The organism is Nostoc sp. NMS8 (assembly GCF_017115045.1).
In the GTDB taxonomy this organism is placed as follows: Bacteria; Cyanobacteriota; Cyanobacteriia; order Cyanobacteriales; family Nostocaceae; genus Nostoc.
The window spans coordinates 14420-37345 of record NZ_JABXKK010000099.1; the positions used below are offsets into that span (position 1 = coordinate 14420).

Consider the following 22926-nt stretch of genomic DNA (forward strand, 5'->3'; position numbering starts at 1 on the left):
TCAACCTTGCTACTTTCCTATTGCTGCTGACATATTACAGATAGCTGCATTAAAGATAATTAATCTGTGTTCAAAGTTTCTCAATTAAATCTGAGTAGCCCTAAACTCTTACCCTTGACTATTGCCCCAGTATTTATACAATATATAAAGAATAGTAACAATTTATTAAAAGAGCGATTGCATAGCTCCCGACTAGGAAGCTTTTGCTGAATTTCTCAAGTTATCTTGGCATTCAAGCAGTGCAATTGGTCTTATAAGTTACCAAATGTAGGGTAAAAACCCCACTTTCCCTGACTTCTGCCAGAAGTCTGATATCAATTCCCGTTTGCCGAAAAAAGGTTTCTCAAAAAAATGACACAGACACAACCAACGATTACACCTAAACTAGAAGAGCCTAAGTTTGGCTTTAACGAATATGCCGAACGCTTGAATGGTCGAGCCGCAATGATTGGCTTCGCTTTGCTGCTGGTGATTGAATATATCACCAATCAGGGGGTGATATCATGGCTGGGTCTAAAGTAGTGCTATCAACAAGCATAATTTTGAAGTTGTAAGCTAGTGGTCTGTCAAGAACTAATTGACGGATAAATTTCCTCTAGAGACGGCGATTTATCGCGTTTCTCTAACCGCAAAAATGAATTTGACAGACCACTAGTAATTAAAAGAGTTTCAACCAGTTGGAACAACCAGTTGGTTTTGACTCCGCTATAAATTAGCGAAGCACTTCGCCCTAAATACTTTAATTAGACTTATTCATAAATAATTGCCTTAAAATGTAAGTAAGACAGGAATCGAAATACCTATTTTTGATGGAAATATTATAGACTTGCAACTAGCTGATGCAAAGCGATTAATGAGTAAACTTCCTCCCCTACTAAAGAAAATCATAAATTAGTGTCTGCCTGGATGAGAAAGGCAAATTACGGGTGAGGTATTCTTGGTAAATATACACAAAAGGTGAACAGGAACCAAGCAAGCTGTGATGAATGCTGTATTACCTCGTTTTTTGAAGTCAACCTACCGAAAAGAGCCATTAATCAGTGTATTGATGACGATGGGCGTTATGGATGCCCTGATTGGCGGATTGAATGATAGCTGGTCTTTGTTTGCTTTTGGTTTGGGAACGGCAGGGATAGCGCTAGGCTTTAAGTTGTGGCGTTTCCAGCAGCGTCGCCCTTTACCAGAGGAACCTGTAGTGCAACATTATTTGCCCTCTCGTTCTTCTTCTAGTACGCCTTTACCAATGTTAAGCGTTTCTAAGAAAAAACCGCCTCTTTAAGAATTTGCAGAGTTATTTGGTAATAACTCTGCAAAATTAATTTGGGTAACTGTATCTATAAAAGTGAGGAAAAAGAGTGAGTAGTGAGGGAAGAGGTGGCGGTAATTTTCTGCGGCCGTATATTATCTTGGCATTTATGGCAGCTGTTGCCCTTCCAGTGACTATCTGGAAAGGGTTTTACATTCATCAGGCTCATGCTGCTGTTGAAGTAACGCCAAACTCCCAAGCTACCAGCAACTTTGCTAATGCCCAATTGCTTTACACACTTATAGGACATAACGGAACCGTCAAATCCCTCGCTTTCAGTCCAGATAGCAGAATTCTTGCGAGTGGAGGTGCAGAAAACGAGGGTATAATTCGCCTGTGGAATACAGCAAACGGCAAAAAGTTAGCGGATATTAACAAAGCACACAAAGCAGCCATAGAATCTTTAGTGATTTCGCCAGATGGTCAAACCCTGGCTAGCTGTAGTGATGACAACACGATTAACCTCTGGAGCCTGAAAAATTTTAAATTTAGCCGCTCTTTTGTTGGACATACCAGTAACGTATTATCTTTAGCGGTGTCTCCTGATAGTAAAATTCTCATCAGTGGAGCTTTGGATGGGATTCGTCTCTGGGATTTGCTACAGCAGCGCCCTCTAGGGACTCTAGTTAACTTTGATAATTTGATTTATACCCTGGCTATTAGTCCTGATGGCCAGACCTTGGCTAGTGGTGATAATAAGGGTGTAATCAAGCTGTGGAATTTGAGTACTGGTAAATTAATCCGTGAATCAGTAGCTCATTCTAATGCTGTTAGCGCTGTTATCTTTACGCCAGATGGAGAAACATTAGTTAGTGCTAGCCGCGATCGCACCATAAAACAGTGGAATATTAATACTGGAGAATTAATCCGCACCTTTACAGGACATAATAACTGGGTAAATGCGATCGCTATTAATCCCGATGGACAAACCCTTGCTAGTGCCGGCAGAGATGGAATTAAATTGTGGAATTTAACTACAGGCGAGTTAATAAATACCCTGAGTGGACATACAGACTGGGTAAGTGCGATCGCTTTTAGTCCAAATGGTAAAATTCTTGCCAGTGGTGGATTTGATCGACAAATCAAGATTTGGGGGATTCCAATAAAACGTAAATAATCGCGATGGTACAAAATAATCGTGAACTAGTGAAGTAGATCCCCGGCTTCTTTAAGAAGTCGGGGATCTAGATTGTTTTATATTTTGACCGAAAAGGGGACTGGGGATTAGGGGATGGGGACTTTCAGCATTTACCGTATTTGCTAAAATTTGGTCTTGCCTTTTTAGAGTTGTTATATTGACATACTCCCTGACCTGAGAGTTCAGGGATTCTGGATTCAAACAGCAACAGCAGGCATAGCCCGTCTTACATCACCTAGCCCAACAGACAATGCCCTGCCTGTTCCCACTACTGTACCAAAAAGCCGTCCTATAAGGACGGGGCTTTAGACCCAAATTTTCGGTAAATAATCAATCAAAGATCAGATAAAATCTTGCCAAAACAAGCCAAAATCAATGATGGTCGCAAGCAAGAGCGATGTCTACGACAGGCTACACCTACCCCAAATGTTGCATAACTGTGAATACTTGATGAAAATAGAGCCGAGCTAATATCTAATCCAGTAAATTACTGTAAGTATAAACATAGGGAATTTCAAATCATCTATGCAGCTACTTGCCCTCTAGAACGGAACAAATTCTGAACTTAGACAATCTTAGAAATGGTCATCGTCAGTAAATGCACTCAGGTAAAAATCACTATCTTGCCTAAAGCAAAGGTTTGTAGCGCTGAAGCGCAATTTCAAACATTAGATAACTTGCTACTTAAATAATGTTTAATTTTCCCGAACTGCTTTTGATCCCCATTTCGATAGAATGACTAGGCAGAACTCTAAAACTAAAAACCGCTTTTGACTGCGACGCCCATGAATCAATTGAACAATGGTTTTACGCTATTTCTGAGTCTGCTAGTCGAGGCGATGCCTTTTTTGCTTCTTGGGGTTTTATTCTCCAGTTTGCTGCTGTTTTTTGTTGATGAGCGCAAACTCGTAGAAAAAATGCCCACAAATCCGCTGCTGGGTGCTTTAGTTGGCAGCATGATTGGCTTTTTATTTCCGGTGTGTGAGTGCGGGAATGTACCGGTAGCGCGGCGGTTCCTGATTCAGGGAGTACCCACACCAGTGGCAATTGGTTTTTTGCTAGCAGCACCAACAATTAACCCAATTGTAATTTGGTCAACTTGGACAGCATTTCGAGATCAGCCAGAAATAGTAGTCTTACGAGTCGTATTTTCTCTAGCAATTGCCACAATTATCGGGTATGTTTTCAGTTTTCAAAAGGACTTAAATCCGATAATTCAGCCTGCGATCGCTCGTTACATGAAGTTTAACCCACCCGCACCGCCTGAAACCAAACGCCGTGGTAAGCGTTACCAAGCACAAGAGGAAGCACTAGTACCGAATCTCTTGCAATCTGGGACTTATATCTTAGGAGGAAAAGCGGGTATACCATTGCGGATAGATGCTAATTTAGTACCGCCTACCTCAGCATCTACTTCTAATAAACCTTTGGCAGCCAAACTGCGTCTAGTGGTGGATAATAGCATCCAAGAATTCCGAGAATTAGGCGGAGTCATGGTTGTAGGAAGTGCGATCGCGGCTGCCATTCAAGTCCTCGCTCCCCGTGAATTAATTCTCAGTTTGGGTGCTGGCCCCATTACCTCAATTGTGGTCATGCTGATATTAGCAGTAGTGGTGTCAATTTGTTCTACAGTTGATTCTTTCTTCGCCCTATCTTTTGCCTCAACCTTTAGCAGTGGTTCATTGTTGGCATTTCTAGTGTTTGGGCCAATGATTGACATCAAAGGTATTGGTTTGATGTTATCCATTTTTAAACCAAAAACGGTCTTTTACTTATTTGCTTTAGCAGCACAATTAACATTTGTGTTCACCCTTTTCCTGAACTTGCACGTCTTTTAAAAAATTATTTGTCATTTGTCCTTTGCTAATGACCAATGACTAATGACCCTTCGGGTTCACCAGTTGCTCATGGGGGAGACCCCCAAGACTGCACTGGCTCACCAATGACTAATGACTAATGACTAACAAAACCCCCAAATCTAAAATCCCAAATTTGTTACTTCCTTGGCTGGATGCTATAGCAATTACAGCTTGGGGCACTTTGATGTTGAGATATTGGTTAACTAACAAGCTGAACCTGTTGATTCATCCAAATTACATTTGGTTCGTGGTTGTGACTGGTATCAGCTTGATTATTATTGGTTTATTCAAGATGCAGGAACTTTGGCAACGTCGTCGCCGTGATGTGACATCAAACGCCCCGCATATTAGTTTATTTCCCCCTGGTTGGGGTAGTTCTTTGTTATTGACTACGGCGATTTTAGGTTTTATCATTACACCGCAGGTTTTTGCTAGTGACAAAGCACTCCAAAGGGGTGTAACGACTGATTTATTGGGAAGCACACGTGTTAAGCCTCAAGCCTTTCGCGCTACTGTTCGCCCAGAAGAGCGATCGCTTGTAGACTGGGTACGCACTGTCAATGTCTATCCTGAACCAGATACATATACAGGGCAAAAAGTCAAGGTGCAGGGATTTGTGATTCACCCGCCCGATATAGGAAAAGAATATTTGTTTTTAGCACGATTTGTCTTAAGTTGCTGTGCAGCAGATGCTTACCCTGTGGGATTGCCCGTCAAACTACAAAATAATCAAGAGCTTTACTCTGCTGATACATGGCTGGAAGTAGAAGGACAAATGGTGACAGAAAATTTAGCAGGTAAACGCCAACTTACGATTGCCGCTAACTCTCTGAAAAAGATTCCTCAACCTCAGAATCCTTATAGTTATTAGTCATTTGTCCTCTGTCATTTGTCATTTGTAGATAACTAACGGTCAATGCCCAATGCCCTTCAGGAGTGCTGAGTTAGGAATCTCACTTCTTGACTCAGCACGGGCTAAACGCCCTGCTAACGGAACTCGGAACTGTTTTTCCCAATGCCCCATAACCAATGACTAAATCTAAAGCATTGCAACCACTAGATCGTATAGCGATCGCACTAATGTTACTGCTAAGTGTGCTGATTGGGTTAATCATCTTGCAAGGTGATGTGGTAACTGCTCGTGTCCGGGAATTTACTTGGCAAAATCAACAAATTGGGGCAGAAGATAATTCCTTCACCCTCACCTTCAGCCGCCCAATGGAAACAAAAAGCGTCGAGGATAACTTGAAAATCGAGCCACCCCTAGCAGGTAAATTCAGTTGGGCAGGGCGGCGGATGGTTTATACACTGGTGACACCAGCACCTTATGGCACAAATTATAAAGTGCAGCTACAAGGAGCTAAAGATAAATTTGCGGAGCAAGAGGGTACAAATCGGCTGATACAGGCTTTTACAGGTAGCTTCCGTACACGCGATCGCGTCATCCTTTATATCGGAACCGACAAAGAAGAACAGGGACGGTTAGTTCTTTACAACTTAACCCAAGAGCAAAAAAGGATACTTACCCCCAAAGACTTGATAGTTATCGACTTTGAGTCATTTCCTGATGGGGAGAAAATTTTATTTTCTGCTCGCGCCGCAAACAATCAAGACTTACTTTCAGCCCAACTGTATACAGTAACAACAGGTGTTTCTGCTAAATCTGGACAAAAAGCACAACCAGAAGGCAAAGTTGACCTGACTTTAGATAGTAAAGATTATCAAAACCTGAAATTTGACTTATCACCTGATGGGCAAACTATTGTCATCCAACGGGGTAATAAAACTAATCCTGGTGATTTTGGACTATGGTTTATGCCAGCAACCAGTGATGGTTCAGCAGAAAAACCCACCCCGAAACGCCTAAAAAGCCAGCCGGGGGGAGATTTTATGGTGACACCAGATAGTAAAGCCGTAGCGGTTGCTCAAGGACAGGGAGCAGCGATTTTACCACTGCAAGGTGATGCCAGTAAACCTTTGGATTTTCTGCCACAGTTTGGTTTGGTACAAGCTTTCTCAAAAGACGGCTCTCAAGCAGCGATGGTAAAGTTTAATACAGATTACACGCGGGATTTGTTTTTGGTAACAAACCAAGGTGTGCAGAAACAGCTATTAAAAACAACAGGTTCAATTCTCAGTTGCCAATTTGACATCGCCTCACCCACCCTCTACTGCTTGCTAACACAGCTAGTATCCAAGGAACAATACATAGAACAGCCCTATGTGGTGGCAATTGATTTGAAAACCGGGCAACAGAAACCATTGTTAGTACTGCCTCCCGCTCAACGGAATGTGCAAATGAGTTTATCTGCCGACGGTTTGGGCTTGTTATTTGACCAAGTAGTACCGCAGACAAATCCCCCAGGATCATTACCCCCAAACACTTTAAAAACTGATGATGGAGATACGATCGCTACCAGTAGCCTGTGGTTAATGCCTCTGTTGCCCATCGCTGATGCTACGACTGTTGAAATTAAACCAGAACAACTCCCCTTAGCCGGATTTCATCCCCGATGGCTACCTTGAGAGAATAATTGCTAAGTCGATTTCGGAAGGTTAGTTAAGGTGTCGCCACCAAAAATTAAGTTGAACCTAATGGAGTTCAGTTCCATCCTTACGGAGCAGATAGCGATCGCTAATCAACTTCAAGACTACTCTACCTATTTCTGGATGTGTTTTCTCAATGACTGGTTGCACAATAACGCCTTCCATGATGCAGTCGGGACTGACTACACTATTGGCATTATTGAATTGAGACACCGCTTCCCAAGTGTAAGCACCGATGTAAAGCACAGGTACTCTTGGCAAAGCAAATTCCTCGCAAAAAGTCACAAAATCGCTGTAATTGAGAAAATAACTGCCGCGACGCACAGCAAATATAGCAATTCCAATGTTTCCATTATTCAAGCCATATTTAATATCTTGTACGCCGTAGATTTCTCCAAAAATCTGAGTTCTTGGTGGAAGTTTCTGGAAAGCCTCGTTTTCGTTGTAAGCACGAATATAAACTAATTTTTTGTTGACTTCGCTGTTTTTCCAGAAGTAATTATGGCTGCCAATTTTAGTTGTGCCATCAGCATCAACTAAAACAGTGAAGTTAGTTCCGTGCAACTTCTCTGTTACAACAACTTCTTCGCCTTCCATGAGGATATTTTTGTAACGTTTTAGGTTTTCTGGACTGGGGAATTTGTAATGTCCAATAACATTTTCTGCTTCCCCACTCATCCCTTGAGGTATTGGATATTCGTACTTTATGACACCAAAATACTCCGTGTAGTCGTCTCCGACATTTCCCGTAAAGTTTTTACCAACGGGAATAAGCAAACCCTCAGAAAAAATTCCGCGAAGTTTGGCAGCACGTAGTTTTTTCGAGTAGTAGTTACGAATACCAAACTCATCTAAAAAGTTTTCTGGAATAACACTATCAATAGGAAAGTAAAAAGCTAAATCTCCAGGATTAAAGTTACCTTTGACTATAATTACCTGATATCCCATATCTTCAATAGAGGCAATATCTAGCCGATCGGCATTGGGATGAGGATTAATGCTATTGATTTTGACAACTTCAACTTTAAAAATACTCATAGCTCATCTCTTTGAAAAACATCCAAATTACAAAATAGTAATTATTTGTTGATAATTTATCCAAGCTTCCCAAAAAATATAAATTGATAGTATTCCTAAGAAGATGCGAAGTACTAAGCTCACAGTAGAATCTGGTAGTTTTGGCAATGTGCGAGTACTCATTTGAACACCTAAGAGACCTCCACATCCCAAAACCATACCTTGAGCAAATAGAATATTTCCTTCTAATGTATGTCCTGTGCAAGCAGCTAAACCAGTAATGACAATCACACCCAAACTAGTCTGAATTGCTACTTTTATTTCTTCTCCCAGTAATAACATTTGCAGCGGAACCATAATCGTACCGCCACCTAAGCCGAATAAACCTGCTAAAATTCCTGCTGCTCCCCCGGTTCCAATTTTAGAAACTAATGGGTTGAATATTGGGGCTATATCCTCTTTTTCCTGGAAGGACAATTGCTTGCGAAGCTCAATCAGATAGATGTTAGCAAGTAGTATGATGCCAAATGTAAATAGTATTATATAAGATGGAATTTTATTGGCAAAATATACACCTATTCCAGTAGTTAGAAAAGCTGGAATTCCTAAATAAATTACTCGTTTAAAGTCAAAGTAGCCCATCCACCAATTTTGCAAACTTCCAGAAATTGAAGTAATTACAATAGCAAGGCTACTAGTAGCGATCGCCTGAACGGGAGTATAACCTAATGTCACTAAAAGAGGAATTGTGATAATACCGCCACCTATTCCTAAAAGTCCAGCTATGACTCCAGATATTAAACCTCCACTCCCTAAAATCAACCAACTAAAATCAATCATAAATAATTATTTTTCTAGAGAAGTGACTTGGTGCGATCAACCTTGTACTGTCACAGGATGGCTAACAACACCTCCATAGAGCAATCCAGAGTCATTCCACGGAACTGTACTCGGTTGTGTATTACCTAAATTGTCAGTAGCACGAGCCTGGAGAAAATATTCCCCAGGAAGTGGGTTCCATTCAATGTCCCAGCGTACCCACGCAAATGGAAAATTTGGTTCTCTCAGTCGTGCAAATTGCCAAGTTTTACCGCCATCTAGACTGACTTCCACACGGACAATTTTTCCTTTCCCAGACCAAGAACGTCCACGTAGTAAGTAGGTTTTAGCCGAAAGCGTAGCTGGCCAAGCCAACTCGAAAGCGCTCTTAACATTTTGATAGGTAATCAGCTTACCTTTATATGGTGCGATCGCTGGGTAGTCTGCACCAACTAGCACCATCTGCTCCGTCACCCACTGGGTATATATCGGTGTTTCAGAAACCTCAATCCGCTCAATCCATTTAACGTTGGCGTTTCCTCCCCAACCAGGGAATAACACACGGCACGGCTGACCATGATCTGGAGGTAATGGTTCTCCGTTCATGGCGTAGACGACGAGCGAGTTATCTGCTAATGCTTTGCTAATAGGAACTACACTGCTGAACTTGGATTTATTTGTCTCCTTTGAGTCCAACGAATCCACATCTGCACCCTCAACGAGTACATCTTTTGCTGTGGATTTCAGTCCAGCTCGTTCCAATAACATACTAAGTGGTACACCAGTCCACTCAGCTACACCAATAGCCCCAAGTCTCCACCGTGTTCCAGGGAGTGGTGTGTTGTAAGCGTCTTCAAAGAAGCGCCGACCATTAGCAGCACACTCAATAGCGCAAGTGACTGAGATGGATGGCATGGCGATGATTTGATCGTAAGTAAACTCGCAGGGGGCAGAAACGCCAGTTCCATGAATTTGCAAACGCCATGTAGATGGGTCAAAAGGGGGAGGTGTATGGCGGTTGTGAACATAGAACCAATCATTTGGTACTAAATAACCACACCCATACATCGCTTCCCAGTTCATCTCTAATGTGCCTTTGCTATGAGAGATATACCCTGGTGGTAATGGCTTAAGTATGTTAATGCCTTTAGTTTTAATAGCTGTCTGACTCTGAGCAGGTGCAGGTTTAGCGAACCCTCCAATGGCTGTTGCACCAACCAAAGTAGCTAGTATTTTCAGAAAGCGCTGGCGCGAAATACCCGCATCTGTACTTTTTTGCCAGATATACCGATCAACGCGTGCCTGTAAATAATCCTCTTGGTCAAAGAGGTTTTCATCGCTCAAGCTATTACCCCCTTTTAATTATTTGTAATTTTCAGTCAACTTAAGCCTTGGCGAATGGAATTGCCTGCGGCACACTGCGTGAACGCGGCTACACAGGCAAAGTCCGCCTCCGCGGACTAAGGTCAAATCAAAGTTTTGAAACCCACGGAGGTGGGTTTTGTTATATCTAGACGCGGTTTATAACCGCCCATTTCGCGTTAAGTTGACTGCCATATATTTTTTGGTGAGAAAAAGAGGCGAGACTAGCTGTTTAGCGCTGTCCAAACACCAGTTATCTGGTCTTGTGTGTAGTTGGGCAAATAGTGAGCCAATCCGTTTTTAGCTATTTGGGCGATCGCATTTATAAAGCGATCGCAATCTTCTAATGTATTATATACAGCAAAGCTGGCTCGGATAATACTAGGAATATTACGTGTAATTCCTCTATCTACTTCCTCAGCAATCTCACAGTCTTGCTCGTCTGAAACATTCTTGAGTTTGCGAATATATTCATAAGTGCAGAAAGCCCCAGCCCGAACGCCAATACCATATTCTTGTGCCAGAATCTCTGCTACTAAGCGTCCATCAAATCCATCAATATCAAAGGGAATAACATGGGCTAAGTTATCTCCGGGAATATGTATTTTAACACCAGGAATCAGCCCTAGTCGTGTATACGTGAATTCAACTAGAGAGTGTTCATACTGAGCAATGCGATCGCGCCCTACTGCTTCGATAATTTCAATCGCCTTGGCAATGGCGATCGCACCCATTGCGTTTGGTGTTCCGGGGTCATGGGCCCGTTCTGTATAAAAACGCTTGATCTCTAGGTTTCTGGTGATATAAGGCAGGTTTCCACCCCCAATTTGATAAGGGTAGGAGCTATCAAAAAATTCCTTCGGCCCTAGCAAAACCCCGGTTCCATAAGGGGCATACATCTTATGTCCAGAGAAAGCCACAAAATCTAAATGACATGGGTCATCATCAGCACGCATATCTACTCGTTCATGCTGAATTAACTGACACACGTCGGCAAAAATCTTCGCGCCATACCGATGTGCTAAAGCTGCAATTTCGTAAATTGGGGGTCTGTAACCTGTAATTGTCGAAGCACCTGTAATAGTTACTAACTTAATTTGCTCGGCTTCGGGGAGATTTTGGTGTGCTTTGAAGATATCTTCAATTTCTGCAACACTTACACTTCCATCCGCCTGGGTTCTATACTGCACAACTTCGTCTCTAGTAACCCAAGGCAGCAGGTTAGATGAATGCTCGATATCAGAAACTAAGATTTTCCCCGGTTTTTTTGCCCAAAGTGTGGCGGCTCCATTAATTGCTTCTGTTGTATTCTTCGCAAAGATTACATAGTTGTCTAAAGATGACCCCACAAAGTCTCGAATGATGTTTCGGCTAGCGTCATATTCTCGTGTACTGATGATGGACTTTTGCCCAGAACCTCGATGCACGCTGCCATAAGTGTCAAGCATTTCGTCAACATGCTGCTTGACGGTTGCAAAGGGAGTGGTTGTAGCTCCATTATCCAAGTTTACGTACTTGACATAGTTTCCGTTGAGAGTTTTAACCTTGAAAGATAAAGACTCATCTGTAAATAACGGTCTGATTTCTTTGTCCCAAAAACTGTCAAAATTTTCTGACGACAGCGATAGTTTGGCAGCTTCTTGCTTGATCTTTGCACTCATTGCAAGTATATCGGTCATCTTTAGCACCCCTATTTTAAAATTGAATTTTTTGGACAAGCCTAACTGCCATAACGCTTTATTTCACACCAAAATCATCTTAATGGCAGTAATCATAGTCTTTATAACTACTTTATTACTAGTGGAAAACTCGGTTATATAAATTATTCTTTAACAAAATGATTAAAAAGTGTATCCATGTTAATACTTAATTATGATATTTTTATTGTTAACAAAATTACAATGTAAATAATATTAGTAAGTAGTTAAGTATACTTTAAATAATTTTCTTGTAGTCATTAAACAAACTTGACACATTGAAGGCAAGTTGAGAGAAAAACCTCTCACGAACTAAGCCGATAATTGCTTACTAGAACCGCATTTACCCAGATAAGAGCCAGTACTAGGTTGAGATTACTCTTTAAAAAAGTTTCATAAATACACTTAAAAGTATTGTTACTTCTTCAACAAGTCTTTATAAGTATTTATTCGTGCCCAGCAGAATTTTTTAACATTCTAGTTCTGGTAGAAGCTCTTAGTTGTTTGCTGACATTAAATAGCGATTTTCTAGATGGAGGCTGAAAACGAGATTTGAAGAGGCTTTTAGCTTAAGTCGCCTTTGGATACAGGCTCTCGTGTCGCCCACCCCACAAGAAATAGTTGAGTATTTTTGTATTTGTCGTCCCTTACAGAATCCAATACAGTTGAGAATGAGCAACAAAACACTTGTAGAGAAGGCGATTTATCACGTCTCGAAAACCCAAAATTGTTGCCATTAGCCATTAGCCCAACCGTATTGTTACAGAATCATCATTGAATAGAAGATACTTGTACTGAGATATATCCTAAGTAATAAATAAGCCAACACATAAATGTATTTAAAAGCACATTTATTGTTTATTTCTGAAGACAGATGCGGTTTTAAATAATAAAGTATATGTTTAGGCAGTTTTTTCACATAGAAAAACTTCATCAGCCAATACAACTTAGTTCATAACTGTCGAGTTTCTCCTCTATCTTGCCTATTCTCAAAGATCGCCGGAGTTCCCTTTCTGCCTATCCTTGACGGGAAAGAGCATCATAGTGTTATAACGGCATCAGTCTAGATACAAAATGGGGAACACCAATTGATAATTAATTGCTGGTGCTTGGAGAGAGTTAAACTTAGCTTCTAGAGCAAACCCTGATTAGACAGAGTTGATAAGCAATGCTAATGCCAGCACTGCTGAATATTTTTAAGCAGGTGAGTCAAGAGTGATGAATGAAGCTGACACCTCAAATAAGGGGGCTGTGATGGAATCCCTAAATTCTGCTAATTCGCCACAATCTGAACAGGCGAGTTGTCCCTTTTACTCAGTTGTGCCTAATGACAATATGGCAGTTAAAAAGCTGCCACTCCTCATGCCAGCTGAAGATACACAATTTTCACAAGATACCACCGAGCAGGACTGGGTTGCAGAGCCGGAAAGCGGCAAACAAGCACTTATTGACTCGGAGTTTCAAAACCTGCTGGCATTGAACGAAGAATTACGTGCGGCTAACAATAACTTGTATGAACAAGTAGAGCAGCTAAAAGATAACCTAGCTGAGTCAGAAAAGGTTTTGCAGTGGCAAAAAACGCGCTCCAGCGTTAGTGAGTCGATGCTCAACCAACACACTCAGGAACTCGCTGCCGCTCAAGAACAGATAAAATCTCTATTTCAACAATTAGAAATCGCTGTACAAACTATTCAGCGCCAGGAAATTTTTACTGATACTTATAAAGCACAGGTGCAAATTAGCCAACAACGCCTTGCCCAGTTAGAGCGAGAATGTACGTTGCTACATACTAGCAACAACGAACAGTCTGAGCAGCTATTGCAGTCAGAAAATGTTTGTCGGGAATTACGTACTAGACTGATGCGACAACAACGCCAAACACTGCAATTTAAAGCAGCTTTGGAAAAATGTCTAGATACATCGGTTCCTAGCTATGACTCCCTAGAGGATGCGGCAAAACATCCTAAAGACATAACTAGTAGCCAAGGAAGATTCTCCAGAAAAGCTCGGTCTTTGTTTCCTAACGCACAGCCAATTAAACCTTGGTCAGCAGAAGAAGAATCCTTGAGTAACGATCCAGATAATTCTTGGGGTGAACCTTCAGCACCCATCCCCTTCCAAAGAAATGAAGGCTCTGCAACGCCGCCATCATCTCCTTGGAATTGGACAGTTAAGAAAGACACGCCAACACCGACACAACCAGAGCCATCTCCAGAAGTTAATGATTCCCTAAATACGGCGGAAGCTGTTTCATCTTCGGGTTCATCAAATTTAGATCAGCAATTAGATAGTCTAATTCAAATGTTTTTCACCTCCCAGCCTGCATCTACATCACCATCACCTGCTGCAAAAACGGATGTAGGTGATGCGCCGATCTGGGAGACTTTAGCAACAATCTTAGAAGACGATGAGGAACTAGAAAATCCACAAAAGGAGCCGATAGAAGCAGAAATTAATCCTCCTGCAACTACCTCCACTTCTTTGACGACTGATTCTGTGCTTTCACCAGCAAATAACTTACTGGTTCCCTCTACTCCAACTCACACCGAAACGCCTGTTGGGGAAGCTGAAGACTACTGGTCAGAAGTTTCACAATTGACGAATTTGGAATTGTCGACAACTGATTTATTCTCAGATTCATCAGATGATAACACTAAGGATACCAGTTCACCTTCACCAGTAGTTTATCCTCGGCGTCCACCCAAGGGGCGTAAGTCATTGGCATCTGTGGAACTACCGAATTTTCGCCCCAAGAGTTAAGAGTGCTGAGTTGGGAGTAATAAAGTGATTAGTGACCAATGACTAATGACTAATTCTTGCTTCTGACTTCGGAATTATGGCTTCTGGGTTGGTTTTTGCGACTTGACTGCGCGATCGCGGTTTGCCTGTAGCGATCGCATAATTAATCGCCAATAGCCACAGCCACAAGCCTGGATTCCGGGGTTCTAGCCAAAAACCTACCCGATTCAAGAAGCGCTCAAACCACGGACTCAGCAAAGTGCTAACTATGGCATGACGACCGAAGTTGAAATAACTACCAAGCCATCGCACTAAATCTCTAGGGCCAGCAAGTTCCCAAATCCATAAAAGCAAGGCAGGATTTTTACTGGCGGCTTTCAGTGCTAGGCGGTTAAAGGTTAACCAATCACACTTATCTTTGATGAAATTATCTGCCACCTCTAGAGGTTCGTCTGCTAACAGTCCAAAAAAGGTGTTGAGCATGGCGTTAATCCGTTGCGGTGGTAAAAATTTCCCTGTGGGTACCATCATGCCTTTGGAAAATAGCCAAGTCACGGAAACGTTGCTTTGGTAAGCGCGAATTTGGTTTAAGTGTCGGAAAGTTAACAAGTCATGTTTGAGAGCAATATCCAACAGTGTTGTTAAACGCTCTAAGTTACGAACTAGCGAACCAAAACCAGTGAACACCAGGGGAGACTGGAGTGATGCCGCATCACCGATCGCCATCAATCGATCGAAGGCAACTGTGCGATCGCTACTTCCGATACTAAAATGCCCCGGTATATACCCAAATGTCGGTTTCTTCCACACCAATTTGTCCATGTCGCACCTGCGATACTCTGGCAAAATCGTGAAAAAGTCCTCGTACATCTCTAGCAAGGAACCAGGATTTTCAGCATTGACTTCGTGGTAATGAAATAAATAAATCGTCAGTTCATCACCTGCTCCAGGAAACAATTCCCAAATTAACTGCCTTCCCCGCGAAATATCCCCATGACTGTAAAGAACGTCTCCATATTGGGAATCCCATACTCCTGGCTCAAATCCGCTCTCGATTGCTGCTCCCACTGTCGGACAGACACTATCAAAAGCACGACCGCCATTTAATTGCCAAGCAATGGGTGATGCAGTTCCCATCGCATCGATTAGCAGTCGTCCACTTACTTGTTTTTCAATCTGACTGGGTAAGTGCTTGACTTTCAAAATGACTTGTGATATATCAATATCTGCATGGATAAACTCTGTTTCATCCCAGATTTCGCCACCTGCGGCTTGCAGCTTTTGCCCACACATTTGGAGCCATTTTTCGGAATCCAAGCCTAAATTTAGGACTGTGGGCGTGTGGAGGACGGGCGATCGCAGTTTGGCTAGATTATTAGCATCAAAAAACTTATTGAATCCATCTTTGTATTCCCTGGCAATGATGGTTTCTAACTCAGCGGGGGTGACTAAACCCAGGTTAACTAAGCTTTGAATCTCATCGCGCGAAATATTCCATTCTCGGTTCATCCGCCCAAAGGGCATTCGTTCCACCAGCAGGACTTTATATCCTAGTTTTGCCATCAGTGCTGCATGAATCGCACCTAATGCGCCGCCGATATAAATGATGTCGTACTGGGGATTGGGGACTGGCGATTGGGTCTTGGGATTATCTTTTTCCCAGTCTCCAGTCCCCAGTCCCCCGTCTCCTTTACCAGAAAACACAACCTGACGCGGCTGCTGTGGATTCCGTACCCCTTCGCGCCATCGTTGTTCCCACCAATAGGCACGTGTGAGGTCATATTCACCGTTGGGCATTTTCTGAAAATACTTGACGGTGAGGGGATAAGCAGAGGCTAGCGCAGCAAAAATCGATTGTTGGGATAAATCAATCGCTGGCGGTTCTGGGTAATGATGCGGAAAACGGCTTCTGATTTCTTTGGTTAGGTGTCGCAGAATTTGTCCCTCTCCGGGAAAGGGTTGTTCTGCCCAACGAAACACTTTCAGATAGGTAGTTCGTTGCACTGACCAGACAAATACCGAAAGTTCCGCAGGCAAGTTTTCGGAAAGAGCCGTGCCAGCAGGTGTAGTAGCACTAGGTATTTTGAGGCGAAAGCCTTCCGAGGTAAGCAATTTTTCCCCATTTCCAGGTTCAAAATTTGTTTGTAGCCAGCTACGCACAGTTGCCATATCTGGAGTTGGAATTTCTAAATAAAGGATTTCTCTCATCGTTTCCTGACATCTCCGATCAATCTACTCACTAAGACAGGTTTTCTTCAGGCACAAAGTAAGGTAAGCTCCGCCCTATTAGTTTGGTAAAGATTCAGTGAAGAAATTTTAAGAATTTGTTGAATTTATTGTTCATTTTGTATTTCTGTAAACCCACGCCATGAATTATCCCATTCCAGACAGTCCCCAGGAAATTTTTGCTTTGCGACAACAGCCGATTGATGAAGAACTCGTTGCTGCTGCGATCGCTGGAGTAATTAAAGTTGTCCGCGCTCAGGGTCAATCTTTGGAAGAATTAACCGCTCAGTTACTAGCAGATGATCCACTGCTGGATCAGCAACAGCGTCGCTGGTTGAGCCAATTAGTTGCCCAATCATGGGAAAAGTTCTCCTAAAACCTTTTATTATGATGAAGTTTTGGTCGCAGCATTAGATTTCTCTGTTTGCACCTAAATATTAGCGATGCCTGCGCCTACGCATTTTAGGTATATAGGTATAGAAGTAACAATTGGGTTACTATTTTTGTGTTCATGGTATCAGAAGCCACTAGATTAACCATATCAGCGTTTTAAATCTCGTTCCCAGTCTCCGACTGGGAATGCTCGTTGTTGAGGCTCCGCCTCTCTTCCTGGCGGCAGAGCCGCCAGGAGCAGCATTTCCAGCCGGAGGCTGGAAATGAGGTTTTAAAGGAGTTTCAGCTTACAGCTATTTTCAGGTAAATAGACCACGCGGTAGGGGTACAGCATTGCTCATAGGTGTCAATTTAAACTGGAAATAGCTTATATGTTGGCTTCCATGCCCGCCCCGAAATAAATTTTCGGGCTAATAGCTAAAGTCTACTGAAGTAGACTGGAGATTTTTGGCGATATTTAGTCATCTTCAGATGACTTTAGCTATGAGACGGGAATTTCAATTTCCGGCGGACAAGCGGTTTCACGTTAAGTTGACACTAATAGGCAATGCTGTACCCTATTGTGTATTGCATCCAAACGAGAACCGCTATACATCTTTTGTCAACTAGAAGCTTTCACCGCCGTTTCTGCTTGGGAATGTAACAACAAACCGTATTCCAGTCCCTCCACCACCGCTTGATAGGAAGCCGCCAAAATATTGTTAGAAACCCCTACCGTCGTCCAGCGTTGACGGCCATTACCTGACTCTACTAACACACGGGTTTTGGCGGCAGTACCCGTATACCCATCGAGAATCCGCACTTTGTAATCTGTAAAATCAAAGGTTGCGATTTGGGGATAAAAATTTACCAAAGCCTTGCGTAAAGCTGCATCCAAAGCTGCCACAGGCCCGTTACCTTCCGCCGCCTCCAGAATATTTTTGCCGTCAACAGCGACTTTGACTGTAGCTAGGGCATTGCTAGTTTCTTTCCCCTCAATTAAGTCGCAGTGGACTTGAAAACCTTTGACTTCAAAAAACTTCTGGCGATCTCCTAAAGCTTCGTGCATCAACAGTACAAAACTGGCTTCTGCTGCCTCAAATTGAAATCCTTCACTCTCCAAATCTTTGAGGCGCTGAAGAATTTCCCTGGCCTCTGCCTTTTGCTGATCCAATTCAATGCCAAAACTGCGGGCTTTAGCTAAAACATTGCTCAGTCCAGACTGTTCAGAAATCACAATGCGGCGACGATTCCCGACTTGTTCCGGCTGAATGTGTTCGTAAGTTAGGGGATTACGTTCCACTGCTGATACATGAATACCGCCCTTGTGGGCAAAAGCCGAACGTCCTACAAAAGGGGCATGTTCATCTGGTGCAAGGTTGACAACCTCACTCACAAAACGACTAGCTTCTGTAAGTTGGGTGAGCTGGTCTTCTGTGATACAACTGTAACCCGCCTTCAATTGTAAATTGGGAATTAACGAACAGAGGTTAGCATTGCCGCAACGTTCACCATAACCATTAATTGTGCCCTGTACCATCTTTGCCCCGGCCATTACTGCGGCTATTGCGTTAGCAACCGCCATTTCCGAATCGTTATGAGTATGAATTCCAATTTGGGGAATTATCCTTTGTCCTTCGTCCTTAGTCATTGGTTCTTGACAAATGACAAATGACAAATGACCAATGACATCTTCAACAATTTGGCTAATTTCGTGGGGTAAAGTGCCGCCATTGGTATCACAGAGGACTACCCATTCAGCACCAGCTGCGATCGCCACCTCTAATGTCTGTAAAGCATAATCTCGATTGTGCTTATAGCCATCAAACCAATGTTCAGCGTCGTAGATAATTCGACGACCTTGAGAACGGAGGTACTCAATTGTGTCGCGAATCATCGCCAAATTTTCTTCTAATGTCGTCTTGAGTCCTGTTGTCACGTGTAAATCCCAAGACTTGCCAAAAATCGTTACCCAGCGAGTTCCCGCAGCCAAAATATCCTGTAGCATCGGTTCGGTTGCAGCAGTGGAGTTGGGGCGTCGAGTCGAACAAAAAGCCACAATTTCAGCTTGTTTTAGCGGATCTTCTTGGAGTTGCCAGAAAAATTGTACATCCTTGGGATTGGCACCAGGCCAACCGCCTTCAATAAAGGGAATTCCCAGTTGATCGAGTCTACGAGCAATGCGTAACTTGTCTTCTATCGATACTGATAGCCCCTCGCGCTGAGTACCATCCCGTAATGTAGTGTCATAGAGCCAAAGTTGAGGTGATGAATTTGTGGTCATAAAACTGGGATCGACGAGACAACTTCGAGGCAATGTGTCAATATACAACAAAAAGCCATTTTGGCAGTTTAAAAATGCCTAAAGTACTAGCTAAAGGTAAAACAATTGATTGTGAGCAAGGAAGCAATCTCCGAGAGATTTTGCTGCAAAATACTATTGAACTCTACAATGGCAGTGCTAGGGTAATAAACTGTCGGGGCATTGGCAGTTGTGGTACCTGTACGGTTAAGGTAGAGGGCAAAGTATCAGCAGCGAATTGGCGCGACCCTGCGCGGCGTTCGCTTCCTCCCCATTCTCCTACAACAGACTTACGTTTAGCCTGTCAAACTCAGGTCTTAGGCGATGTGAAAGTGACAAAGTTTGATGGATTTTGGGGACAAGGTTCTCGAATAGTGTGGACACCAAAAGGTTAAAAAGGAGTAAGACAAGATGGGTAGATGGACACCCTTAATTTTGATGGCTGGAGGTTTGGCCATTCTGCTTGGTACGTTACTAGGCATCAATTTTCCGATGGGGGTACAAACCGCTAACGCTCCCAGTGAGAAAAAATCTCAAGTTCTCCCAGCTAATATCAATGTTAATAGCAGTGCAGGCAGCAAGAATGATGAAACTGCAACTGAAGGAAATGAAACAACTGAAACAAACGAAAACAGACGCGGCATTGTAGCCCCAAGATCTGATAACAGGAGTAGTGTTGCTCAGAATCCTTCCACTGACTCAACCTCACCGGCTGACAGTACAGATACTTCCGAAACAAACACCCCATCCAGCGATACAAATCAAAACAGCGAACCGATTCGCGCCTTGTGGTAACTCTCGATCCGTCTTTAGTTACGAGTTATAAGTTATAAGTTATGAGTTATGAGTTATGAGTTATGAGTTATGTACAAATGACTAATGACTAATGACCAATGACTAATGACCAATGACTAATGACCAATGACTAATGACTAATGACTAGTGAGACTGTAATTATTGGTGGCGGCGTTATTGGTTTGGCGATCGCCATTGAACTAAAATTGCGCGGGACAAATGTCACCGTGCTTTGTCGTGACTTCCAGGCTGCCTCTACCCACGCCGCCGCCGGGATGTTGGCACCAGATGCGGAAAACATCCCTAATGGGGCAATGCGTTCCTTGTGCTGGCGAGCGCGTGCCTTATATCCCGACTGGACGCGCAAATTAGAAGAACTGACCAGCTTAAATACTGGCTACCGTCCCTGCGGTATCCTCGCACCTGTTTTTGAAGAGGCAGGGGGGGAGGGAGCAGGGGGCAGGGAGCAGGGAGCAGGGAGCAGGGGGCAGGGGGCAGGGAGCAGGGAGCAGGGGGAAAATTTCTCTCCTCTGCACCCTTCCCCCTGCCCCTCTGCCTCTTCCCCGGCTTATTGGTTAAACAAAGAGACAATTCATCAATATCAGCCAGGATTGGGAGCAGAGGTGGTTGGTGGTTGGTGGTATCCTGAAGACGCACAAGTTGATAATAAGGCTCTGGCTCACGTATTGCGGACGGCGGCTGAGTCTGTTGGTGTTGAACTCAAAGACGGTATCACGGTAGAAGCATTTTTACAGCAGCAAGGGCAAGTGGTTGGTGTACAAACTAATGCTGGAATGATTTACGCCGCGCACTATGTTTTAGCTTCAGGTGCTTGGTCAAATGAATTGTTACCACTACCCGTGCGTCCCAGAAAAGGACAAATGCTGAGTGTGCGAATACCAGAAGTTTCGCCGGAATTGCCGTTAAAGCGGGTTTTGTTTGGGCAGGATATTTACATCGTACCAAGACGCGATCGCCTCGTGATTGGCGCAACCAGCGAAGACGTTGGCTTTATCCCCAACAACACCCCAGAAGGTATTCAAAAATTACTACAAGCTGCTATCCGGCTGTATCCCCAACTAAAGCATTATCCCATTCAAGAATTTTGGTGGGGATTTCGCCCAGCTACCCCTGATGAATTACCCATCCTTGGCACTAGCCACTGTCAAAATTTAACCCTTGCTACTGGTCATTACCGCAACGGGATTCTACTTGCACCCGTCACCGCCGCATTGATTGCCGATTTAATCTTGGAACAAAAGTCTGACCCCTTACTTGCTGATTTTCACTATTCGCGCTTCCAGTCCCAGCCATCTACCTCCACCCCAATGCTGACTCACTCTGCCAATTTCTCCAACGGGCATCGTACCCCAGACGCGATGAATCACGTCTCTACAAATTCCCCCTTGATTATTGCTGGCAAAACCTTCCAATCCCGCTTGATGACGGGAACTGGTAAGTATCGCAGCATTGAGGAAATGCAGCAAAGCGTCGCTGCCAGCGATTGCCAAATCGTCACCGTAGCAGTCCGACGGGTACAAACCAAGGCTCCTGGACATGAAGGTTTAGCAGAAGCCTTAGATTGGACAAAAATTTGGATGTTGCCCAATACCGCAGGTTGTCAAACTGCTGAAGAGGCGATTCGGGTAGCGCGTTTGGGGCGAGAAATGGCGAAATTGTTAGGACAGGAAGATAATAATTTTGTCAAGTTAGAAGTAATACCTGACCTTAAGTATTTACTCCCAGATCCAATCGGGACGCTGCAAGCAGCAGAACAACTAGTAAAAGAGGGCTTTGCAGTATTGCCCTATATTAACGCTGACCCGATGTTAGCCAAGCGTTTAGAAGAGGTAGGCTGTGCGACAGTAATGCCTTTGGCATCGCCAATTGGTTCTGGACAAGGGCTAAAAACAACTGCCAATATCCAAATCATCATTGAAAATGCAGGTGTGCCAGTGGTGGTAGATGCTGGTATTGGTTCACCCTCAGAAGCCGCCCAGGCAATGGAATTGGGGGCAGATGCCTTGTTAATTAATAGTGCGATCGCTCTTTCTCCCAACCCAGCAGCAATGGCCCGTGCCATGAATTTAGCAACAGTTGCCGGTCGTCTAGCATACCTTGCTGGCAGAATGCCTATTAAAGATTACGCTAGTCCTAGTTCTCCTCTGACTGGGACGATTACTAGTTAGGGAATGGGGACTGGGAAGAGTTAGAACTCATTAATCCACCTTAAAAACTTAATTAACAGAGTTCAAAGACTCATTCATCTAGCTCAAAATTCCCAATCCCTAATCCGTAATCTCTAATGCCCAATGCTCAATGTAACGATTTATCTAGCAGTTTAAGAGCAGATTTAGCATTTATGTAACATTAAATTAACGATAAAGATAAAGGAATTAATTCATGCCCTATACCAATGAAGAAGGCGGCCTTCTGAATAATTTTGCTCGGGAACCAAAGGTTTATCAAGCAGAACCTCCCACAGAAGGGCAAAAGCGAACTTATCTCCTACTAGGAATTGCCGCTACAACTTTGGTTGTAGGCTTGATTATAGTCGCCTTCTTTGTTTCTAAAAGCAGTTGATCGTAAAACACTTTAAGAAAATTTCATCTTTATAGGTTTTCAGGTTCCGATTTTAAGAGGGGCCTGGTTTTTTGTTTTTTGTTAAAATTGGAGGAGTCAAAGTATACAATTATACTTTATTATTCCGATTAGACATCAAGGCTCAATATATTTTGAGCAGCACA

The 22926-nt window shown here is 43.2% G+C and carries 18 protein-coding genes; 12 read left to right on the plus strand and 6 right to left on the minus strand.

The genetic code is table 11. From position 1 onward, the window contains the following. Positions 1–351 precede the first annotated feature (351 nt). The 6 genes from HWQ39_RS24540 to HWQ39_RS24565 all read left to right on the plus strand — a co-directional run bounded on the left by HWQ39_RS24540 (position 352) and on the right by HWQ39_RS24565 (position 6829). A complete protein-coding gene (locus tag HWQ39_RS24540; RefSeq protein ID WP_292850846.1) occupies positions 352–522 on the plus strand; it encodes a hypothetical protein in 171 nt (56 codons plus the stop codon). 460 nt (positions 523–982) lie between these two features. Beyond that, on the plus strand, positions 983–1279 hold the full coding sequence (locus HWQ39_RS24545; RefSeq protein ID WP_292850849.1) for a hypothetical protein: 297 nt from the start codon (positions 983–985) through the stop codon (positions 1277–1279). A gap of 76 nt (positions 1280–1355) precedes the next feature. Beyond that, positions 1356–2423, plus strand: a complete 1068-nt coding sequence (locus HWQ39_RS24550) for a WD40 repeat domain-containing protein (RefSeq protein ID WP_292850852.1) — start codon at positions 1356–1358, stop codon at positions 2421–2423. Positions 2424–3229: 806 nt separating this feature from the next. Then, positions 3230–4282 (plus strand): permease, encoded by a 1053-nt coding sequence (locus HWQ39_RS24555; protein ID WP_292850855.1) that lies wholly within the window; start codon positions 3230–3232, stop codon positions 4280–4282. Between the two features lie 118 nt (positions 4283–4400). Then, positions 4401–5174 (plus strand): TIGR03943 family protein, encoded by a 774-nt coding sequence (locus tag HWQ39_RS24560; RefSeq protein ID WP_292850858.1) that lies wholly within the window; start codon positions 4401–4403, stop codon positions 5172–5174. Between the two features lie 158 nt (positions 5175–5332). After that, positions 5333–6829 carry an Ig-like domain-containing protein gene (locus HWQ39_RS24565; protein ID WP_292850861.1) on the plus strand — a complete coding sequence of 499 codons (1497 nt, stop codon included), beginning with the start codon at positions 5333–5335 and terminating at the stop codon, positions 6827–6829. Between the two features lie 66 nt (positions 6830–6895). Here HWQ39_RS24565 and HWQ39_RS24570 read toward each other — a convergent pair whose 3' ends face one another. The 4 genes from HWQ39_RS24570 to HWQ39_RS24585 form a co-directional block, all read right to left on the minus strand. Further along, complete coding sequence (locus HWQ39_RS24570; protein ID WP_292850864.1) at positions 6896–7888, minus strand: RNA ligase (ATP); 993 nt, start codon at positions 7886–7888, stop codon at positions 6896–6898. Between the two features lie 27 nt (positions 7889–7915). Beyond that, complete coding sequence (locus tag HWQ39_RS24575; protein WP_292850867.1) at positions 7916–8707, minus strand: sulfite exporter TauE/SafE family protein; 792 nt, start codon at positions 8705–8707, stop codon at positions 7916–7918. A 36-nt stretch (positions 8708–8743) separates the two neighbouring features. Next, positions 8744–10030 carry a sulfite oxidase gene (locus HWQ39_RS24580; RefSeq protein ID WP_292850870.1) on the minus strand — a complete coding sequence of 429 codons (1287 nt, stop codon included), beginning with the start codon at positions 10028–10030 and terminating at the stop codon, positions 8744–8746. Positions 10031–10272: 242 nt separating this feature from the next. Beyond that, on the minus strand, positions 10273–11727 hold the full coding sequence (locus tag HWQ39_RS24585) for an aminotransferase class V-fold PLP-dependent enzyme (protein WP_292850873.1): 1455 nt from the start codon (positions 11725–11727) through the stop codon (positions 10273–10275). A gap of 1236 nt (positions 11728–12963) precedes the next feature. Between HWQ39_RS24585 and HWQ39_RS24590 the strand changes: the two genes are divergently transcribed. Continuing rightward, complete coding sequence (locus HWQ39_RS24590; RefSeq protein ID WP_292850876.1) at positions 12964–14505, plus strand: hypothetical protein; 1542 nt, start codon at positions 12964–12966, stop codon at positions 14503–14505. Positions 14506–14547: 42 nt separating this feature from the next. On the opposite strand, the gene HWQ39_RS24595 is transcribed toward HWQ39_RS24590, so the two are convergent. Further along, a complete protein-coding gene (locus tag HWQ39_RS24595) occupies positions 14548–16692 on the minus strand; it encodes a flavin-dependent dehydrogenase (RefSeq protein ID WP_292850879.1) in 2145 nt (714 codons plus the stop codon). A gap of 160 nt (positions 16693–16852) precedes the next feature. Between HWQ39_RS24595 and HWQ39_RS24600 the strand changes: the two genes are divergently transcribed. Beyond that, complete coding sequence (locus tag HWQ39_RS24600; RefSeq protein WP_179065172.1) at positions 16853–17086, plus strand: hypothetical protein; 234 nt, start codon at positions 16853–16855, stop codon at positions 17084–17086. 618 nt (positions 17087–17704) lie between these two features. Here the strand turns inward: HWQ39_RS24600 and cimA are convergent. Further along, positions 17705–19366 (minus strand): citramalate synthase, encoded by a 1662-nt coding sequence (cimA, locus tag HWQ39_RS24605; protein ID WP_292850883.1) that lies wholly within the window; start codon positions 19364–19366, stop codon positions 17705–17707. Between the two features lie 74 nt (positions 19367–19440). Here cimA and HWQ39_RS24610 point away from each other — a divergent pair, with 74 nt between their 5' ends. From HWQ39_RS24610 to HWQ39_RS24625, 4 genes are all read left to right on the plus strand, one after another. Then, positions 19441–19779 (plus strand): 2Fe-2S iron-sulfur cluster-binding protein, encoded by a 339-nt coding sequence (locus HWQ39_RS24610; protein WP_292850886.1) that lies wholly within the window; start codon positions 19441–19443, stop codon positions 19777–19779. A 16-nt stretch (positions 19780–19795) separates the two neighbouring features. Next, on the plus strand, positions 19796–20179 hold the full coding sequence (locus HWQ39_RS24615) for a hypothetical protein (protein ID WP_292850889.1): 384 nt from the start codon (positions 19796–19798) through the stop codon (positions 20177–20179). A gap of 140 nt (positions 20180–20319) precedes the next feature. Next, positions 20320–22368, plus strand: coding sequence for a glycine oxidase ThiO (thiO, locus tag HWQ39_RS24620; RefSeq protein WP_292850892.1), 2049 nt, complete (start codon positions 20320–20322; stop codon positions 22366–22368). 214 nt (positions 22369–22582) lie between these two features. After that, positions 22583–22762, plus strand: coding sequence for a ssl1498 family light-harvesting-like protein (locus tag HWQ39_RS24625; protein WP_292850895.1), 180 nt, complete (start codon positions 22583–22585; stop codon positions 22760–22762). Positions 22763–22926: the final 164 nt, after the last annotated feature.

Excerpts from the sequence above, each read along its gene's own strand:
- HWQ39_RS24540 (WP_292850846.1), top strand. The coding sequence starts at position 352 with ATGACACAGACACAACCAACGATTACACCTAAACTAGAAGAGCCTAAG.
- HWQ39_RS24545 (WP_292850849.1), top strand. The coding sequence starts at position 983 with ATGAATGCTGTATTACCTCGTTTTTTGAAGTCAACCTACCGAAAAGAG.
- HWQ39_RS24555 (WP_292850855.1), top strand. The coding sequence starts at position 3,230 with ATGAATCAATTGAACAATGGTTTTACGCTATTTCTGAGTCTGCTAGTC.
- HWQ39_RS24560 (WP_292850858.1), top strand. The coding sequence starts at position 4,401 with ATGACTAACAAAACCCCCAAATCTAAAATCCCAAATTTGTTACTTCCT.
- HWQ39_RS24565 (WP_292850861.1), top strand. The coding sequence starts at position 5,333 with ATGACTAAATCTAAAGCATTGCAACCACTAGATCGTATAGCGATCGCA.
- HWQ39_RS24570 (WP_292850864.1), bottom strand. The coding sequence starts at position 7,888 with ATGAGTATTTTTAAAGTTGAAGTTGTCAAAATCAATAGCATTAATCCT.
- HWQ39_RS24575 (WP_292850867.1), bottom strand. The coding sequence starts at position 8,707 with ATGATTGATTTTAGTTGGTTGATTTTAGGGAGTGGAGGTTTAATATCT.
- HWQ39_RS24585 (WP_292850873.1), bottom strand. The coding sequence starts at position 11,727 with ATGACCGATATACTTGCAATGAGTGCAAAGATCAAGCAAGAAGCTGCC.
- HWQ39_RS24590 (WP_292850876.1), top strand. The coding sequence starts at position 12,964 with ATGAATGAAGCTGACACCTCAAATAAGGGGGCTGTGATGGAATCCCTA.
- HWQ39_RS24595 (WP_292850879.1), bottom strand. The coding sequence starts at position 16,692 with ATGAGAGAAATCCTTTATTTAGAAATTCCAACTCCAGATATGGCAACT.
- HWQ39_RS24600 (WP_179065172.1), top strand. The coding sequence starts at position 16,853 with ATGAATTATCCCATTCCAGACAGTCCCCAGGAAATTTTTGCTTTGCGA.
- cimA (WP_292850883.1), bottom strand. The coding sequence starts at position 19,366 with ATGACCACAAATTCATCACCTCAACTTTGGCTCTATGACACTACATTA.
- HWQ39_RS24610 (WP_292850886.1), top strand. The coding sequence starts at position 19,441 with ATGCCTAAAGTACTAGCTAAAGGTAAAACAATTGATTGTGAGCAAGGA.
- HWQ39_RS24615 (WP_292850889.1), top strand. The coding sequence starts at position 19,796 with ATGGGTAGATGGACACCCTTAATTTTGATGGCTGGAGGTTTGGCCATT.
- thiO (WP_292850892.1), top strand. The coding sequence starts at position 20,320 with ATGACTAGTGAGACTGTAATTATTGGTGGCGGCGTTATTGGTTTGGCG.
- HWQ39_RS24625 (WP_292850895.1), top strand. The coding sequence starts at position 22,583 with ATGCCCTATACCAATGAAGAAGGCGGCCTTCTGAATAATTTTGCTCGG.